This window comes from Maribacter sp. Asnod2-G09 (genome assembly GCF_045063795.1).
GTDB lineage: Bacteria > Bacteroidota > Bacteroidia > Flavobacteriales > Flavobacteriaceae > Maribacter.
In genome coordinates this window covers 412502-433183 of sequence record NZ_JBEFOA010000004.1, presented here as the reverse complement: position 1 = coordinate 433183, position 20682 = coordinate 412502, and the positions used below count along the sequence as shown (strand labels likewise).

Below are 20682 nucleotides of genomic sequence, written 5' to 3'. Positions count from 1 at the left end.
ATGAGGTCAATTTTATATATTATTTTACTGGTTATTTTTCAAAGTTGTGCATCTCAAGCTAAACCTATTCTGATAGATTCAGAAATGGAAACGAATGTAAAAGAGAATCTAGCCTATTACTTATATTATCCAGAAGATTATGAGGAGGAGCCTGAAAAAGACTTTCCGATATTATTGTTTTTACATGGCGGTGGCGAATCGGGCGATAGCTTGGTTACGGTGAAAAGAAATGGTCCGCCTAAATTAATAGTTCAGGGTAAGAAATTTCCGTTTTTAATATTGGCTCCGCAGAACCCTAACGCCAAAAAATGGTGGAATACGAGAGCAGTAAAGCAACTGCTAGATTCCATTGTAGATAATAATAGAATTGACAAACGTAGAATTTATTTAACCGGATTAAGCCGTGGAGGTGGCGCAGCATGGGAATTAGCAGTGCAATACCCAGATACTTTCGCAGCTATGGCTGTGGTTTGTGGTATGGCACCTTTACCTTATGCCTCATGGATAAATAAAAAAATGCCTATGTGGGTTTTTCATGGTGAAAAAGATAAATCCATACCCTTTTCCGAATCAGAGACCATGGTGGCTAAATTAAAAGAAATGGGCTACGAGGTTATATTTACCAGATACCCCAATGTAGGTCATAGCGCATGGATCAAGGCATACGAAACAGAAGCTTTATATGATTGGTTTATGAATCAAGAGTTGAGGTAACAGAAATAGCTAATTAATTCTTCTGAAATACCCTTACAGAATCTCTGTTTTGAGTAACAATGAAGTATGGTCGGTCTTCTAGATTACTATTTACCTTTATGATGTTTTTGGCATCACCTGGCACAAGAAATCCGCTTTCATTAGTATTAATAGTTATGTAATTGCCTTTACCATCATTTTTTAATAACAAACCGTTGAAAGCTTCATATCGTCCAATGAAGACTTCATTTCCAAAATCATTACCTACTAACAATATATCTTCATTGCCATCATTGTTATAATCTAATGTCGTAATTCCATTAATTGGAGCAACTTGTGCTTCTATAGGTAATGCATTATATTTAAATGTACCATCGCCCATGTTTTCTAGAACTATACTCTTGTCGAAATTACCAATTAGTGTTATTGATTCTTCTAATTCTTCATCGGTAAATAAACTTGAGATGGTTGCTTTGGAGTATTCTTTAAAAGTGCTGAATTTCGCTCTAAATAGGGGGCTTTGACCATTTAAATCTCCCCAAAAGTTTACTGGAAATGATTTGTATGTAGGATTATCAAAGCTCTCTTTAAAATAAGCAAACATGACAGGGTCAATTGTACCATTGTTATCAAAATCTTTCGCGATTACGGTAACTGGTCTTTCTGATGATGGTTGATAGAAATTGTTCATACCTAAGTTACCTACTATGAAATCAATATCACCATCATTGTCGATGTCAGTTTCTACAATACTTTCCCACCAACCAGAAAGTTCTTCTACTCCGGTTTTATCTAGTTTATTGAAACTGGTTATATTATTTTTGAAAATAGTGATAGGCATGAATTCACCAACAACAATCAAGTCATCATTTCCGTCTAAATCAATATCTGCCCAAATGGCATCGGTAACCATACCTATGTTTCTTAATTCTGGAGCAAGACTATCTATTACATCTTTTAATATGCCGTTTTCGTTTTTTAATAAGAAGCTTTTTTCAGCATTAGGATATTTTGAATAAGGGGTTCTGCCACCAATGAAGAGGTCAACGAAGCCGTCTTTATCAAAATCTGAGATGGTAACGACTGAGCCGCTTGCATTTACTTGTGGCATTTTACCGGTTGAAACCGTAAAGTTTCCTTTACCATCATTTACTAATAATCGATCGGTATAGTTTGTAGTTTCTAAGTTGAATTCATTACTGCCAGAAACTAGGTACATATCTAAATCGCCATCATTTTCTAAATCAAATAAAGCAATGCTTTCCTCTTCATAGATATTGTTTTCATCATCACTAAATAATGTCTGTTGTATGAAGCTGCCTTCTTTGTTTTGAAAAAATAATTGTGGAGACATACCTGAAGAGCTACCAATAATAAAATCTTCTATACCATCGCCGTTAAGGTCTCCTGTAGCTATGACAGGACCATTTTGCGTTAATTTATGTGGTATAGTTCGTTGAATATTAGAGTCTACAATATCTTTTTCTTCATGTAAATAGTTGATGTCAATAGCATTAGAAACTTCTTTGAAAATTGGAGCTACTTTTTTTGCAACAAATGGAAAATTCAAATTTTCTGAAGATATCGAAATTGCATCCTCGTATTTTATGATTAACCTTTGGTTAACTTCAACGTTCTCTATTTTTTGATACTTGTTATCTGCCCAAAGTACTTCAACAGATGCTACTTGTTTTTTATTACCTAGTCCAAAATGCGCTATATCTTCCACGGTAGACATATAGCCTCTATACGTATGGTGTTCTTGGTATTGAAAAGTACCGTCTTTAAATTTTATTGCAATTTTTGCTCCTGTCTTTAGCGATTTTGAAGAAGTATCTAATAACTCTATACTTAGGTAATTATGTTGACCATCTTTTTGATTCGTATTGTTTTGAAAAATAAGAGCTTCGTCATTTATGTTATTTACGATATAATCTAAATCACCATCGTTATCTAGATCAGCAAATGCTGCACCATTGGAGAAGGAGGGAATGCCTATTCCCCATTCTTCGCTCGCATCTGTAAACTGGTTATTTTTGTTATTCTTATAGGCGTAATTAGGAATCTTTATTTTAGGAATAGAGTCTAAAATTTGTGCGGGACTTAGGTATCTACTTACGTTAAACTTGAAATCACCAAAATCTAAGTCAGTAATGTCTCTTGGAAATCCATTTGTAATTAATATATCTTGATAACCATCGTTATCCATATCAGCAAATAGGGGAGACCAGCTCCAATCTGTTTTTGGTACGCCTGCCATTAAGCCTATTTCACTAAACGGTACATTGTTTCCATTACCTTTCTGTAGCATGTTTCTGGTATGCTGATATTCATAATCAAAGCGGTCATTTAATATATATTCGGTGTATTTGTTTCCGGGTAAAGTTGTTTTCAACCGTTCGTTGGTTTCACCTAGCATATCTAATGTGATGATATCTAGGTAACCATCATTATTAAAATCAGATATGTCGTTACCCATAGAGAACTTACTTTGGTGTTTCGTGTTCTCTTTTATCTTATTTGAAAAGGTACCATCTTGATTGTTGATATATAGAATGTCATTAGATAGGTAGTCATTACTTACGTAGATATCTGACCAGCCATCGTAATTTAAATCGGCAATTGAAAGCCCTAAACCATAACCTTCTATAGTTATGCCTGCTTCTATGGTGACATCTGTAAAAGTACCGTCGCCATTATTTTTATATAATTTATCATTGCTCAACGCAGAGCCATCAGTAATTTTCTTTCTGTAGTTAGATGGTAAAACATGAATGTCAACATTGTTTAAAACGTATAAATCTAAGAGCCCATCTTTATTATAATCAAAAAAAGATGCTCCCATACTATTGGCAGATTCTTCAACTCCAAATTCACTAGCTTTATCTATAAATGTGGGTATGTTATCTTTATTTAGACCTTGATTTATATATAAAATGTTCTTCTTTTCTTCAGCGCTGTCTAACATGGCAGAGCATGCATATATATCTAAAAAGCCATCATTATTAATATCTGCAAGAGCAACACCGGTATTCCATTTGTTTAGTGCTTCTATACCAGATTCTTTAGAGACATCTTTAAATTTGAAATTACCTTGATTTAAATATAACTTATTAGCTACTTGGTTTCCACTAAAAAATATATCGGGCATATTGTCATTATTGAAATCGCCAATCGCAACACCACCACCATTAAATATGTATTCACTGGTTAAAATGTTGAAACTGTCAGTTTCTACAATTTTATTGTTAAAATCAATTCCTGATTCAGAAGCAGAGACCACTTTAAAAAGTGAGTTCGATTCTTTTTGATTACATGAAAAAATACTGATTATAAGTAATGTAATTGTTAAGACCGAAAATATTCTGGTAACCGGATTTTTAGTGCTATTTACTAGAGAAGAAGTGTTCAATTTTTTGTGAGTTTATTGAAAAGGAAAAATGTGATAAAGTGTCTTATGTTCGCAAATGTTGATCTGCATTTCTGTAGTACCAAAATAGTGTTTTTGTACTGAATATCACAAGTAGTTGTGTACTTACTTAAAGATTTAACCTGTTATCTTTTGTGAGTTTTTTTAAATCTAAAGAGGAACAGATGCTATTATGATTTACTAATTACTTGTATTACTACATTATAAAATATTGTTTTTAAATTTTACTCAAAAAAAAAGCAGGACATTGAAAAATGTCCTGCTTTTAAGGTTATTTTTTACGTAACCCAAATTTAAATTATATTGATGCTTTAGTCATCTAAAGAGTCAATAAAAGTAATTGCCGTTTGTGGTAATAAAACTTTGTCTACAATATGTGCAACCCCGTTTCTTGCTAAAACATCTGGAGTTGTAATATTTGCATTTACATCGTTCGTTGCATCACCAATTACGAAATTTTCTGAGCCAATAACACTGATTACTTCTAAATCTTTTTCAGATAAAGTTGTCAATGTACCAGCTGCTAAATCTGCACTAGTAATTTTACCTGCTACCACATGATATAAAAGTATGTTGGTTAGTAACTCCAATTCTTCTTCTGTATCAAAACTAGCGATACTAGTATAATCAGCACCTAATGCATCAAATAAGTCTACGAAGGCGTCATTTGACGGAGCGAAAACTGTTGCATTTCTAGAATATGTAAAATTAGTTGCCTCTTCATCTTCCATATTGGTAGCGTCAACAAATACATCTACTAAATCAGTTGCAATTAATGCTTCTTCTAAAGTACTTAATGATGGTGCGTTCACAACAGTTGTTGCTAAATCATCAGATCCAAGCAATGCAATAAAGTCTAGAGCTGCTTGTGGTAAAAGAACTTTATCAATTACACTTACGACACCATTTTTAGAATCAATACCGTCGGTAACAATTGTTGCGTTGGTAGCTGTAACATCTCCAAATTCGAAAGCACCTGCATTATCTACAACATCTACAGTGTTATCTTCTAAAAGTGTCATAGCTGGTCCTGTTACTAAGTCTGTTGAACCATCATCAGATGATAAAATGTGATATAGTAAAATCTGACTAAGAAGTTCGATTTCAGCAGAATTATCAAAATCATCAAGATCATTATAATCATCACCAAGAGCATCGAAAAGAGCTTCAAATGCTTCGTTGTTTGGAGCTAAAACTCTAGCTGATTCCAAATCGGCGATAGCGTCAACCAATCCTGCTTTTGTTGCAGCTGCAGCTAATGAACTTAAATCATCAGTTCCAGTAACCCAGTCCAATAAAGTTGGTCGGATGTCAAAATCTAGGGCATCAATTGCCTCTTGAGGTAAAAGAACCTTGTCTATTATATGTACTATACCATTGTCAGCATAAAAGTTAGGTTGTGTAACTTTAGAAACAGGGTTTGTCTCAGGTAAATTAGAGGCATCCAAAAGAAAAACATCATCTCCTACTGCTACAGAAAGTGAACCTCCTTGCACTGTAGTTAATGTTTGACCATCAGAAAAACCTGATGCTTCTATGTTATCTGCAACTACATGGTAGGTTAATATCTGAGCAAGTAAATCTGCATCAGCCGCAGACAATAGCTGTGCCGCTGCTGATCCATCATCGTCATTAGCTTCAAACCCTACTTGAGTTGCAAATGTTTCAAACGCTGCATCATTTGGTGCAAATACTGTAAAAGGACCAGTACCGTTTAATGTTGTAGCAATGTCACCAGATGCTGCTTCAATTGCAGCATTTAAGTTAGAAAGGCTACCAATTGTATTGATTCTAGTGTCGACGGTACCCGGACCAATTAAGGTGTCGCTACCATCTATATCATCATCATCACACGAGCTGAAACCGATTAAGGCAAGCATTGATAATGTGATACTTAATATTCGAAATGTTTTCATATCTAAATTATTTAGTATAAGATTTTATAATTCTGTTTTATTTAATACCCAGGATTCTGTTGTAGAATTCCTCCACTTAAATCTATTGCGTTTAACGGGATTGGCAAGATATCGTGCTTTGCTTCAACCGTATTAGCTTTAGTACCAAAGTTTGGTATCGTACGACTTTCATTTGTAATGTATTCGTTCATTACACTTGCAGCATTACCCCATCTTCTTAAATCGAATAAACGGTGGCCTTCCATACTAAGTTCTAAACGACGCTCATGACGAACAGCTTTTCTAGCAAAATCTTGACTAGCGAAAGCAGTATATGGCTCAATTACATAGTTTGCCGCATCAGCTTCACCAGCTTCATTTTGAATGTACGTCATATTTTTAGCTCTGTTACGAACTAAGTTTGTCCATGTTAACGCAGATGCTAAATCATTTGTTTCAACAGCTGCTTCAGCACCCATTAAAAGAACATCGGCATAACGAATAATATGATAGTTAATACCAGCGTGTTGTTGTCCCCATGCACCTGAACCTTGATTGTCGGTATCACCTGATTGGTAAACATTTTTAGCTGGTAAGTAAGGACCAGAGATATCTGAGAATGTTGCACGAATCCAAGAATGACCTGGGAAAGTTCCGTAACGGTTATAATCAATACCTCTTCTACCTACTGTATAATCTAATCTAGGATCTAACGGTCCGGTGTGAAGCGTAAAATCCTCATCATCTTCTTTACCATAATCATTTGCTACATCAGTTTGATTGAAAGTATCTAATAAAGGAAGACCTGATGCATCTGTTTGAAATGCATTCACTAAATCTTGAGAAGGTTGGTAAAAACCACAACAAGATCCAAATGGTCCTGGATTAGGGAAGTTTAATACTCCACCAATGTTTCCATTATATGATACTGCATCATCCGCAGTAAATTGAATAGCAAAAACAGCTTCAGAACTATTTTCTCCAGCACTTTCCCAATTTGCTACAAATTCAGGATTTAAAGCGTAAGGACCATCATTGATGATTTCTTCGAATAAAGCAAGAGCAGGAGCCCATTCAGATTGCTGTAAATGAACTTTACCTAAGTAAGCTTTAGCAGCCCAAGAAGATGGTCTTCCTGATTGTGCTTGAGTAGCAGGTAAATTGTCAACAGCAAATTGAAAATCAGCTTCTATTTGATCCCAGATAGGTCCAGGGTTTGGCTGATTAAATTCTGTATTTGCATAGTTCTCTTCAGAAATGTAAGGAACATTACCGTAGATTCTTTGCAATTCAAAATTGAAATGACCTCTTAGAAAACGAGCTTCAGCTAACTTTCCAGTTAAATCAGCATCTTCTATAGTTGCAATTAAAGCAATAACTGCATTAGAACGGTTAACACCTGCAAAAGTAGATGACCATTTTCCTAATACATAAGGGTTACCTGTAGTCCAATTATAGGTTTCCATTTCAAAAAGTTCAGCTTGATCACCATCAGTACTACCTTTATGGGCATCATCAGCTAAAACATCAAACCACCAGTTGTCTCCACTTGCAGCAAATCCATTACCTGATAGGTTATTACGTATACCGTCTAATGTAGAGTAGGCTCCAATTAAAAGCAATTCTACACCATCTTCATTTTGCACGGCAGCATCACTAAGAGCACCAATTGCAGGTTGCTCGGTAAAATCGTCACTACATGCACTTAAAGCAGCGAATAGTGAGAATAAGTATATTATTTTCTTTTTCATTTTTTTACAATTTTAAATTAAATCCTAGTGTAAGAATTTTAGATTGTGGAACAACCTGACTGTCTACACCTATTGTTAGGTTATTACCGGTTACTGATGAGATAATTTCAGGATCGAATCCGTCATATCCAGTAAGGGTAAGTAAGTTTGTACCTTGTATGTAAACTCTGAAAGAATCTAAACCAATTGAATTAGCAACTTTATCAGAGAAAGCATAACCTAGTTGTACGTTTTTAAGGCGTAAGTAAGAACCATCTTCAACAAAGTATGAATTTGGTTGTGTTTCACTATTTTGAATAGAACTACTTAATGCTGGTAAAGTAGCATCAGTGTTAATTGGTGTCCAAGAATCTAAAACTCTTACACTACGGTTACCATCAGCAAATGTTGGAAAATCTGTATAGATTTTATTGTAGTTGTAAATATCGTTTCCTTGTGATCCTTGTAAGAACAATGATAAATCGAAAGAATTATAACCTAAGTTAAAGTTAAGTCCGTAAGTGAAATCTGGGTGTGGAGAACCAATAAAAGTTCTGTCATCATCATTGATCTCACCATCATTATTAACATCTCTATATTCAAATCTACCTGTATCTGTAAAACCAATTACTTCTCTACCAAAGAATGTAGATATAGCTTCACCAACTTGTGTTCTTGAAACTGCACCACCACGGAAGCTTTCGTCACCAACTTGAAATTCACTAATCCAATCGGTTACTTCATTTTTGTAGTGAGAGAAGTTGACATCAACACCATATTTAAAGCCAGAAGTTGTTTCGTCTTTATAACGTAAGGTAACATCAAAACCAGTGTTTTCTACATTACCTGCATTTACGTAAGGTGCACCTGCATCAATTGCAGTAGTACTTATCAAGCTATTATCTTGAACAATTAAATCTTTAGTAGTGATTTTAAACCATTCAAAATCAACATTAAATTTATCATCGAAAAAACCTAATTCAACACCTGCATTTATTGCTTCACTAGTTTCCCATTTTAAATTAGGGTTACCTACAGAAGATAATATAGCACCTGTTGCTATAGTATTACCATCAATTGCATAGTTACCGTATTGCTCATTTAAATTTGAGATATTGATAGTTGGGTTATTTGCTGGTAGTGATTGATTACCTAACTGACCCCAAGAACCTTTAAATTTCAACCAACTTAAAGCTGAATCAGATGATATAAAATCTTCTTTACTTACTACCCAACCTGCACTAAGTGAAGGGAAAGTGGCACTTTTGTTATCTCCTGTAAAACGAGAAGAAGTGTCATTACGTAAGGTACCTGTTAAAAAATATTTATCTCCATAAGAATATGTTGCAGAACCAAATAAAGAGTAAAGCGATGATGCAGAATCGTAGGCTTCATTCACTAATGGAACTCCACTACCATTGTTTAATAAATAAAAATCAGGAGTTTCGAATAAGAAATCTGTACGACTAACTAATTTTCCTTTTACACCCTCTTTTACAGATTCAATACCTACCAAGGCATCAATTTTACTGTTGTTGAATGTTTTTTTGTAGTTTAAAGTATTTGTAAATGTCCAAGAATAACCATCTTGGTTACGTTCTTGTAGCTGATTAACACCTAATGGCTCACTATGTTCAGGATCTAATGCTTGAAAACCACGCGTATTAAATGAGTTGATAGTACCACCAATAGTTGATTTAAAGGTAAGGCCGTCCATTAATTGTGCAGATAAATAAACATCACCTAAAATTCTAACAGTCTTATTAAAGTTGTCACTTTGTCTATTCAATTGAGCTAATGGGCTTCTAGAGTTACCAGTACCTTGAGCACCAGTACCTGCAAAATTACCATTGTCATCATATAGTGGTATTAACGGGCTACTTCTTATTGCTTCTTCGTATTGTGCACCGCTACCACCTTTAGAATTACTGTAAGCAGTACTGAAGTGTTCTCCGATACGTACTTTATCTCCGATTTTAAATTCAGAATTCAAACGAATTTGTCCGATTTTATAATCTGTTTCTAAAAGGTTACCTGGATTATTCAAGTAGTTGGCAGAAAGACTGTATTTACTGTTTTCTTCACCATTTGCTACAGAGAACGCAACACTTTGTATAACTGCTGTTCTTGTAATAGCATCGATCCAATCTGTACCATTAGGGTTAACAGTTGCAGAAGCAGGACCTCTAGTAATAGGGTCATAAGAAACAACTCTTGTGTAGCCATTCAAAGTAGAAGGAACAACTGCAGAGGACCCGTTACCATATTGAGGATGATTGAATGCTGTACCATCATTAATGGCACTTTGATATAAGACATCACCTAATTGTTGTGCGTTTAAAAGATCAGGAGTGTTTGCTACAGTAGAGAAACCTGTATAGGTATCAACAGATACAACAGGTTTATCCATGTTGTAACCACCACCTTTTGTTGTGATAATTACTACACCGTTAGATGCTCTTGCACCATATATAGCAGCAGCACCATCTTTTAAAACGTTCATTTGGTCAATGTCGTTCGGGTTAATACTATTCAATACAAATGGATCATCTGTTTGAAGACCATCTATAATAAATAATGGGTTGGTATTGTTACTTGTACCAAAACCACGAATGTTAATTTTTGGAGGGCTACCTGGTGTTGCATTTTGTACTACAGTTACACCACTTACACGACCTTGTAATGCAGAAGCAGCATTTACAACTGGTGCTTTAGTTGCCTCAGATACATCTACAGACGCTACTGAACCAGTTAAATCTCCTCTGGTTTGTGTAGAATACCCTAATACGATAACTTCATCAAGAGCGGCAGCATCTTCGGCTAAAGTTGCATTAACGCTTGATTGACCGTTTACGGCAATCTCTGTGCTTTTAAATCCTATATAGCTAAATACTAATGTAGCACCATCAGATACATTTAAGCTATAGTTACCATCGAAATCTGTTTGCGTACCATTAGTAGTACCTTTTTCTACGACATTAGCTCCAGGTAGTGGTTGGCCAGTGTCATCAAGAACGGTTCCTGTAATGGTAGATTGAAGCGTTTTTACTTCAACTTCGTTTGAAGTACTTGTGTTTTCATTTGCTTGAGCCAATTGGGCACTTAAGCAAACAAGCATTGATAAAACTCCAGTCTTAATAAAGGAAGACCTTTTTCTGGATTTCATCAACGTGTAATCACGTTTTTGATTCATAATCGTTGTTGTTTGTTAGTTTAAATTAAATGTGTAGAAATTGACCTTTTAATATTTTTAGTTGCAGTGTTTAAATGTTAAAAAAATCAAAATCAGGTATAATAATAGCACTTTTCCTTTAAATATGAATAATTCAACAACGTTAATTTTCGAAGGTCATAAAACCATTTAGAGGTATTGTTATTGTAATAATCTGTATTAATAGGCGTAAATATTGAGTAATCAATAATTTAGCTGTTTAAAAATTTGGAATTTAACAAGTTAAATTTTTAACATTTTCAATTTAAAATGTAGGTAAAATTTACGTCAAAAGTTAATATACAACGTTGTAGTTTTGCGAATTTAGGTATTTTTAATTTGTCTTAAATTCTATGAGTATGAATCAATTTTTGATCTTCTAATGATCTTGAAAGATCTGTAAACACGAAATTATGATCAATTTTTCCTCTAAATCTGTAGTGCAAAAAAGATAGTTTTCTCCACCATCTTTAATTCCCAATTTCTTTCTGATTTTAATCACCGAATCTGGGAAATTTCTAGTGGTGATATTTGCCTTAATGATACCTTCTTTTTTTAACGATTTTTTAGAATAATCATAAACGCCTTTTACTTTAAATATTCGACCAGGAAATGAAATAAATTCATCTGAGGTGTATAAGTGAGAATTGGACTGTAATTTTTTAACACCTAAACGTTCTCCTAATAATTTGAATGCTCCAGATTTTAAAATCGCTGCGTTTGGTTCATAGATATAGCCAAGTGGATTTGAATATTGCGATTCGGTAATATGCTCTTCACTTAAACGGAATTGAAATTCTTGTAATGCCTTTGCTTTATAATTTAATGTTTTGATTAATGGTTCACCTTCATAATCTTTCTCAATTAACCAAAGAATTTCTTTTACATCATTATTTACTGCTACAATATGAATTTCTTTTACATGTGACAATTCTTTTGAACCGCTTTTAAGGTCTAGTAATGGTCCAGTTTTAATAAGTAGGTTAGATGACTTTGATAATAAAAGATCCATGTTGCTAACAACATTTGGTTCGCAGTCAGATAAGTAATAGACCTTTTTGTTATCCTTATCTCTTCTTGAAGGGTCAATGTATATCCAATCAATAGGGTTGTTGGCATTTTTAAGGAATTCTAATCCATCAGCCGCAAGACACTCTATATTGGTAGCGTCTAGTTGTTCAAAGTTATGCTGTGCAATTTTTGATAAATCCTCATTTTTATCAATATGAATAACATGTTTCATTTTCTTGCTAAAGGCAAATGAATCTACACCGAACCCAGCAGTTAGATCAATAATCGTAGTACCATGAACTAATGTGGCTTTATAGTTCGCTGTAATTTCTGAAGATGTTTGCGAAAGATTTAATTTGTTAGGGTAGTAGATGTTAGCTGCGTTAAACCAAGTTGGTAATTTCGTTTTTGCTTTTAATTTCGATTCTATTTGCTCAACTAGTTCTCTCGAAGAAACCTCGTCAAATTTTGATTTAGATAAAAGGATTTTATGAATATCAGTGTTTAAATTATCATTGATAAACTCTTGTGCATCACTAGCTAATATTTTAGAATTCACGAATGCCTAGAGATTATGGGTCAAAGATTTCACAATTTGATTGTCAGACAGAAACTCCTTCAGAATAACCTTAATAGCGGTATACCCAGGTACAGCAACAATCATACCTACGGTACCAAATAATAATCCGGCAATAATTATTACTAAGAAGATTTCTAAGGGATGAGATTTTACACTATTCGAAAATATAAATGGTTGAGAGAAAAAGTTGTCTACTAGCTGACCAATTAATAATCCTATAAATACATATCCTGTTTTTGGTAATATTACCTCGCTAAAATCAGAACCTAAATTGCTAGTCATTGTTAGGGTCAACATAATTACACCACCAATTATAGGACCTATATATGGTATAATATTGAATAGGGCACATAGAAATGCTATTACGACCGCATTTTCAATACCTACAATTAATAGAACTATGGTGTAAATGACGAAGAGAATAAATATTTGTAGTAACAAACCAACAAAGTATCTTGATAATAGCCCATTGATTTTACCAATTGAATTAGTGGTGCCTTTTTTTTTATCTATTGGAATAAATATTAATAAACCGTGCTCAAATAATTTACTGTCCTTTAAGAAGAAAAAGGATATAAAAAGAACGGAAAACAAGCCGATACTTGCTGTACTTAAAACATTTAAAAAGGAATTTAAAAAGTTAGGTATAAAGCCAATATCTAGTCCCTGTAAAATATTTTTTTCTAAACCTGCATCGTCAATTACGTCTTCCACAATGTGAGAAGAAAGTCCTAAGTAATTAGTAATTTGATGATATAAAGTATTTAGACTTGTCTGTAACTCATCAATATCGAGTAGCGACAAATTTTTGCCTTGCTCTGATAATAATGGAATAAATAGTGCGACTACACCTACCAATAGCCCCACCATTAAAAGCATGGTTATGATTACTGCAAGTATATTAGGTAATTTAAGGCGTAACCTGAAAAAACGTACTAATGGACTGCCGATTAATGCGGTGACCGCTGCAATTGCTAAATAGGCTATTACAGATTGTATGGTATATAAAAAATAGAGTAAAAGTGCAATACCGACTAATACGCCTATTGCTCTTAGTATACCTTGGGAGATGGTTTTTGAGGTCATTGATTAATTTTTAAAAACGTAGGTTATAATATTTGCACCCATTTGTAGTGCTTTTTCTCTAACCTCTGCTGTATCGTTATGTACTGTAGGGTCTTCCCAGCCATCACCTAAATCTGATTCTGAAGTAAATAGCAAGACAATTCTATTGTTATGTGATATGGCAAATGCTTGTGGTCGCTGCCCATCATGTTCGTGTATTTTTGGCAATCCTTTTGGGAAGCTGTATTTATTTGAAAAAATAGGATGTTCGGCTCCTAATTCTTCTAATTCCGTATTCGGAAAAAGTCTTTTTATTTCTCTAGTGATATAGGGCTTCATACCATAATTGTCATCAATATGTAAAAAACCACCAGACAAAAGATAGGTTCTTAAGTTTTCTAGTTCTTCATCAGAAAATACCACGTTGCCATGCCCTGTCATATGTAAGAAGGGGTATTGAAAAATAGCGCTGCTACCAACTTCTACAGTTTCTGGCTTATTTTTTAAAGTTGTGTCAATATTATTATTACAGTATTTAATTAAGTTGGGTAATGCGGTAGGGTTGGCATACCAATCGCCACCACCTTGATATTTTAAAATAGCTATTTCTTGGGCGTTGACAGACATGCTAAAAAACAATATGAAAAAGAGAAAGGCAAGAATAATTTTTTTCATATTCAAATCTACAAAAATAGGTTGTGATAAATTGAAGCTGTTTTTTAGAGGTTCTTTACCCGTTGTTAATCGTCGCAATAATAGTGCATGCAACAATTGCTGCTGTTTCGGTTCTTAATCTTGTTTTACCCATGGCAACTGGTGCATAGCCTTTTTGCATAGCATTTTTAATTTCTTCAGGAGAAAAATCGCCTTCAGGACCAATTAATATGGTAACATCTTTATCTGCCGCAACTCTTCTTTTTAGTTCATGGCGCTCTGTGTCTTCGCAATGCGCAATAAATTGTAGTTCAGCTGCGGGTTTTTCTAAAAATTCAGAGAAACTAATGGGGTCGTTGAAGTTGGGTAAATATGTCTGTAAAGATTGCTTCATGGCAGACTCTAGTACGCGTTGCATTCGCTCCAATTTTAATACTTTGCGTTCTGATCTCTCACAAATTATAGGTGTTATTTCATCTACGCCTATTTCGGTAGCTTTTTCTAAGAACCACTCAAAGCGATCATTCATTTTAGTTGGTGCCACTGCTATATGTAACCAATGAGATTTTGGATGTGTTTTTTTAGAGGATATAAGCTCAACTTCACATTTTTTTATATTGTCGCTAATTATTTTAGCTTTAAATAAGTAACCAATGCCATTGGTGATAAATAATTCATCGCCAATTTTTTTTCTCAAAACCTTAACGATATGCTTACTTTCATTACTGTCGAAAATGAAAGTAGTGTCAGTTTCTTTAATATCAGGATTGTAGAATAATTGCATATGGTTTATTTTATTGACTATGATATAATGTATCTGGCTTTAGCCGTAACATCTTGTTGAGAGAATTGTTCGTTCTTGTATTTCTGATATCCTACAATACCAATCATAGCAGCATTATCTGTACAATATTCAAATTTGGGTATGTATGTTTTCCACTGGTATTTTGTCTGGGCTTCTGTTAAAACCTTCCGAATACCAGAGTTTGCAGACACGCCGCCGCCAATAGCAATTTCTTTTATACCAGTTTGCTTTACTGCCTTTTTCAGCTTTTTCATCAATATAGTAATAATAGTATACTGTATTGATGCGCAGATATCTTCTAGGTTGTTCTTAATAAAATCAGGATTCTCTTTCGTTTGTCGCTGAATGAAATAGAGTATGTTCGTTTTTAATCCGCTGAAACTAAAATCTAAATCTTTTACGTTCGGTATGGTGAATTCAAATTTATGAGGATCACCTGTTGCTGCATATTTGTCAATTAAAGGTCCGCCAGGGTAGGGTAGCCCTAAAATTTTTGCACTCTTGTCAAATGCTTCCCCAACGGCATCATCTAAAGTTTGCCCAATAATTTTCATGTCAAAGAAATCGTTCACTTGAACAATCTGTGTATGACCTCCACTTATGGTCAAAGCTAAAAACGGAAATGACGGTGCTTTCATAGTTTCGTCATCTATAAAATGAGCTAAAATATGGGCTTTCATGTGGTTAACTTCAATAAGCGGTATCTGTAAACCTAATGATAAAGATTTTGCAAACGATGTGCCTACAAGTAAAGAACCCATTAGTCCAGGTCCGCGTGTAAATGCTATGGCTGATAATTGTTTTTTATCGATATTTGCTTTGGCTATGGCTTGATGAACAACGGGCACTATATTTTGTTGATGTGCTCTTGATGCAAGTTCTGGTACAACCCCTCCATATTCTTTATGAATAGCCTGGGTGGCGACAACATTACTGAGCACTTTATCGTTCATTAAAACTGCCGCAGAAGTGTCATCACAAGAAGATTCTATAGCGAGTATATAAATTGTATCGTGTTCCGACATATTTGGAATAAAATTTGAATAACAAAGGTAAAACATAAAGACCTATCAAAAAACTGAGAAAAATATTGGTTCGAACATTATTGGTGCTTTTGCTGATATGTGTTTTGGGTACTATCATTTTTTCGTTGCCAGTGGTACAGACCTTACTGGCGCAGTTTGCTACGAAAAAAATTAACAAGCAATACGGTACACATATTAATATTGAGCGCTTAAAGGTTTCGTTGATTTCTTGGAATACAGGTTTGGAAGGTGTTTTTATCGAAGACTACAAACAAGATACTTTATTCTATGTCAATGAGCTTAAAACATCCATTTTAAGTATCAATAATTTGGTGCAGGGTAACTTAGAATTTGGTGATATTTCGGTTGATAAATTAAACTTTAAGCTAAAGACATATTTCGGAGAAACGAATACCAATCTTGAGGTTTTTGTAGATAAGCTTGATGATGGCAAACCTCGGGCGCCTGGTACACCGCCCTTTAGGCTTTCTTCATCGTATGTAGATATTGAAAATAGTAGGTTCAAGTATATTGATGAAAATTTAAATAACACTACTATTTTAAATTTTGATAGTCTTAATATTGGTGCAGCCGATTTTTTAATTCTTGGTCCAGAGGTTTCTACAGATATACAAGAAATGTCTTTCTATAGCAACCGAGGATTAAAAGTAGAAAAATTGGCAACAAATTTTAAGTATACGAAGCAGCAAATGCGTTTCGATTCTTTGAAAATAAAAACACCGCTTTCTGCTTTAGATGGTAATCTCGTATTTAATTATAATCGTGAAGATTTTAAAGATTTTTTAAATAAAGTAAATGTTGTTGCAGAATTTAAGGAGTCTTTAGTCGCTTTTGACGAGGTTAATTTACTGTATAATGAATTTGGAAAAGGAAAAGAAGTAACCTTTAATGCTAACGTTAACGGGGTTTTAAATGATTTAAATACAGATGATCTTTTCTTGTTTTCTGATGACACTGGCATACGTGGCGATTTTAATTTCAAGAACTTATTTAGCAAACAAAAGCCCTTCAGTTTAAATGCTGAAATGAAAAATGTTACTAGTAGTTATTACCAATTAAATGCTTTGTTGCCTAATTTAATCGGTAAATCTTTGCCGTCTTCTTTCAGTAAATTGGGGCAATTTACTATTCGTGGTAATGCCTTTATCACCAATTCTTCGGTAGATGCGAAAGTGAACTTAAATACTGCTGTTGGTAGTAGTTATGCCGATATCGTTTTAAGTGATTTTAATAATATTGATAATGCAACTTACAAGGGTTTCATCTCTTTAATTGATTTTGATTTAGGTGATTTTACCGAGAATAAAAATCTTGGTAAAACAACTTTAGATTTTAATGTCGAGGGTAAGGGTTTTGTAAAAGAGAAACTGAATACAGAGGTTATAGGTCAAATATATTCTATTGAATTTAATAACTATAATTATCAAGATTTAAAAGTTTCGGGTTTAATTAAAGATCAATTGTTCGATGGTTCTTTGATTAGTAATGACGAGAATTTTAAATTTAACTTTAAGGGTCTTGCGAATGTTGCAGAAACTAGAAATAATTTCAATTTTATTGCCTCGGTAGATTATGCCGATCTAAAGAAATTGAATATCATAAATGACAGCGTTTCTATTTTTAAAGGAAATGTTAGTATGGATATTACGGGTACCACCTTAGATAATATCATTGGTGATATAAACTTTACCCAAACGAGCTATCAAAATGTAAACGACACCTATTATTTTGAAGACTTTGCGGTGACCTCTAATTTTGGAGAAAATCGTGAGCGTACAATTAATATAAATTCTCCAGATATTATTACCGGTTTTATGAAGGGTAATTTTAAAGTACGAGAATTGGGTAAACTTGTGCAGAACTCTTTGGGTAGTATTTATACAAACTACAGGCCGTTTCAAATATCTGATGGTCAAAATCTTTCTTTCAATTTTAAAATTTATAATAAAATTGTAGATGTGTTTTTTCCTGAAGTTCGGTTTGACCCTAATACTTTCATAAAGGGTAATATTGTTGCAGACGAAGGCGATTTTAAGTTAAATTTTGAGTCACCTAGTATTGAGGCATTTGGTACGGCTGCCGATAATATCGAAGTTAGAATTGATAATAAGAATCCGCTGTTTAACACATTCGTTTCTGTGGGTGAGTTAGATACACCTTATTATAATTTTAAAGACTTCAACCTAATTAATACCACATTAAAAGATACGCTGTTCTTTAGGTCTGAATTTAAAGGAGGCAGTGATTTTGACGATTCTTATAACTTGAATTTTTACCACACTTTTAATAAGGACAATAAGTCTGTCATTGGTCTTAAAACGTCTGATGTCAATTTTAAAGGCAATAAATGGGTGTTGAACAAAGATGGCGACACCAAGAATAAAGTTATACTGAATAGGGCTTTAGATAGTATTACAATTCAAGAAATTGTAATGAATAATGAAGAAAAAGAGCAAATACGGCTAAAAGGGCAGTTGGCAGATTCTACGTACAAAGATCTTCAACTTCAGTTCAAAATTGTATCCTTAGATAAAATAACACCGGTAATTGATAGCTTGAAACTGCAAGGGGAAGTCAATGGTACTTTAAATGTTCTACAGAAAGACGGAATCTATTTACCATCATCGAACTTAAATATCGATCAATTCGGAATTAATAATATTCCGTTAGGTGATTTAGCAATCAATATTATTGGGAATAAAGATTTATCTGAGTTTCAGGTAAATTCTCAATTATCTGATAACAATGTTGAAAAATTTAGTGTAGTTGGCAGTATAGAGAATAAAGGAGATATACCTAAAGCAAACCTAATTGCCAATTTCAACAACTTTGGTTTAGAGCCATTTAGTCCGTTAGGCGAAGGGGTAATAGATAATATACGAGGCGATATCGATGGTAGGGTTAAGATTGAGGGCAATGTAGATAATCCGAGTTTTAATGGTTTGCTGACTTTAGATAATGCTGGTATTGCAGTACCTTATTTAAATGTTGATTACGGTTTCGCTCCGCGTTCACGGGTAGTTCTTAAAGATCAGACATTTGATTTTGAAAATATAGCCTTAGAAGATGTTGCAAAAGGCACACGGGCAAATTTAGATGGTACTATTACACATAGTTTCTTTAAAGATTGGGTTTTAGACTTAAATGTAGATACCAAAAAAGACAAATTTTTAATTCTGAATACAGAGTTTAAAGAGGGAGAATTGTACTATGGTACAGGGTATTTAAATGGTACTGGTCGTATTTACGGTCCTACAACTGCTTTGAATATTACTGTTGATGGGTCTACCGCAAAAGGTACATCATTGAAAATACCTTTAAGTGATGTAGCTAGTGTCGGTGATTACTCCTTCATTAATTTTTTAGAAAAGAAGGATAAGCAAAGAATTGAAAATCAGCGTCAATTAAAAGATTATCAAGGCTTGGAGTTGGAGTTCAATTTAGATATTACACCTGATGCCGAGGTTGAAATTGTGACGGACACTAAAACAGGAAGTTCTTTAAAAGGTACCGGAGTAGGTATTATTTTAATACAGATCAATACGAATGGTAAGTTTGAAATGTATGGAGATTATGTTGTAGTTACAGGGGACTTTAATTATAAGTTCGGCGGAATAATTGATAAAAGGTTTAAGGTGAAACCCGGTGGAACTATAAATTGGGATCAAAAGCCTTTGGAGGCAATCTTAGATATGGAGGCGGTATATTCTTTAAATGCCAACCCTGCGCCATTACTTGATGATGCCGGATTTACACGTAGAATACCAACAGATGTTATTATTAGTTTAACAGGTGAATTACAAAGTCCTGATATTGATTTTGGAATCGAATTCCCAGGTACGAGCTCAATAGTTAAGTCAGAGTTAGAATATACTTTGCAAGATCCAACGGTTGAGGAGAAGAATGCCATATTCTTATTAGCACAAGGTACTTTTGTGAATTCGCAAAGTGGAATTAACCAACAGGCGATAACGGGTAACTTAGTACAAAGTGCTTCGAGTATTCTAAATTCTATTTTGAGTGGAGGTAATGATAAATTTAATTTAGGACTTTCTTACGAACAAGGTATACTTGATCGATCGGCAGATATAGAAACCGACGATAGAATTGGGGTTACGGTATCTACGCAAATATCAGATAGAATACTATTTAATGGTAAAGTAGGTGTACCGGTGGGTGCTTCTAGCGAAACATTGGTGGCGGGTGATTTTGAAATACAGGTATTATTAAACGAAGAAGGTACGCTAAGTGCTAATTTCTTTAGTAGACAAAGTGAAATACAGGCATATTTATCTGATCAACAGGGCTCTACTCAAGGGGCGGGTATATCCTATGAAGTAGATTTCAATAATTTCAAAGAACTCTTTCAAAAAATATTGGCCACTAAGCCGGTTGAAAAGGAAGAACCTGTAAAAGAAATTGAAACCCCATCTTCTGTCATGGGTAATGATAGCTTAATCCGTTTTTACGATAAGCCAAAATCATTAAATTAACAGGTAAATACTTCTCTCTTTGTGAATAAATAACAAATTTTAAGAATTTGACTGTTAATCTGTTACAGC

11 protein-coding genes are annotated in these 20682 nt (G+C 34.0%); 2 read left to right on the top strand and 9 right to left on the bottom strand.

Features of this window, described 5'->3' with window-relative positions:
• A complete protein-coding gene (locus ACJJVT_RS08930; protein WP_405398044.1) occupies positions 1-714 on the top strand; it encodes a prolyl oligopeptidase family serine peptidase in 714 nt (237 codons plus the stop codon).
• Between the two features lie 13 nt (positions 715-727).
• Here ACJJVT_RS08930 and ACJJVT_RS08925 read toward each other — a convergent pair whose 3' ends face one another.
• From ACJJVT_RS08925 to tsaD, 9 genes are all read right to left on the bottom strand, one after another.
• Positions 728-4105, bottom strand: a complete 3378-nt coding sequence (locus tag ACJJVT_RS08925; protein WP_405398042.1) for a VCBS repeat-containing protein — start codon at positions 4103-4105, stop codon at positions 728-730.
• A 329-nt stretch (positions 4106-4434) separates the two neighbouring features.
• Positions 4435-6039, bottom strand: coding sequence for a fasciclin domain-containing protein (locus tag ACJJVT_RS08920; protein ID WP_405398041.1), 1605 nt, complete (start codon positions 6037-6039; stop codon positions 4435-4437).
• Between the two features lie 41 nt (positions 6040-6080).
• Positions 6081-7769: a RagB/SusD family nutrient uptake outer membrane protein gene (locus tag ACJJVT_RS08915; RefSeq protein ID WP_405398040.1), complete on the bottom strand. Its 1689-nt coding sequence runs from the start codon at positions 7767-7769 to the stop codon at positions 6081-6083.
• Positions 7770-7773: 4 nt separating this feature from the next.
• Positions 7774-10941: a SusC/RagA family TonB-linked outer membrane protein gene (locus ACJJVT_RS08910; protein ID WP_405398039.1), complete on the bottom strand. Its 3168-nt coding sequence runs from the start codon at positions 10939-10941 to the stop codon at positions 7774-7776.
• Positions 10942-11338: 397 nt separating this feature from the next.
• The gene (locus ACJJVT_RS08905) at positions 11339-12529 is read right to left on the bottom strand and encodes a class I SAM-dependent methyltransferase (RefSeq protein WP_405398038.1); all 1191 of its coding nucleotides are present in this window, start codon (positions 12527-12529) and stop codon (positions 11339-11341) included.
• A 6-nt stretch (positions 12530-12535) separates the two neighbouring features.
• Positions 12536-13636, bottom strand: coding sequence for an AI-2E family transporter (locus ACJJVT_RS08900; protein WP_405398037.1), 1101 nt, complete (start codon positions 13634-13636; stop codon positions 12536-12538).
• Between the two features lie 3 nt (positions 13637-13639).
• Positions 13640-14290 carry a DUF4159 domain-containing protein gene (locus ACJJVT_RS08895; RefSeq protein ID WP_405398035.1) on the bottom strand — a complete coding sequence of 217 codons (651 nt, stop codon included), beginning with the start codon at positions 14288-14290 and terminating at the stop codon, positions 13640-13642.
• A 55-nt stretch (positions 14291-14345) separates the two neighbouring features.
• Positions 14346-15053: a 16S rRNA (uracil(1498)-N(3))-methyltransferase gene (locus tag ACJJVT_RS08890; RefSeq protein ID WP_405398034.1), complete on the bottom strand. Its 708-nt coding sequence runs from the start codon at positions 15051-15053 to the stop codon at positions 14346-14348.
• A gap of 17 nt (positions 15054-15070) precedes the next feature.
• Entirely contained in the window at positions 15071-16099 is a 1029-nt protein-coding gene (gene tsaD / locus ACJJVT_RS08885) for a tRNA (adenosine(37)-N6)-threonylcarbamoyltransferase complex transferase subunit TsaD (RefSeq protein ID WP_405398033.1), read from the bottom strand.
• 104 nt (positions 16100-16203) lie between these two features.
• Here tsaD and ACJJVT_RS08880 point away from each other — a divergent pair, with 104 nt between their 5' ends.
• Positions 16204-20613 (top strand): translocation/assembly module TamB domain-containing protein, encoded by a 4410-nt coding sequence (locus ACJJVT_RS08880; RefSeq protein ID WP_405398031.1) that lies wholly within the window; start codon positions 16204-16206, stop codon positions 20611-20613.
• Positions 20614-20682: the final 69 nt, after the last annotated feature.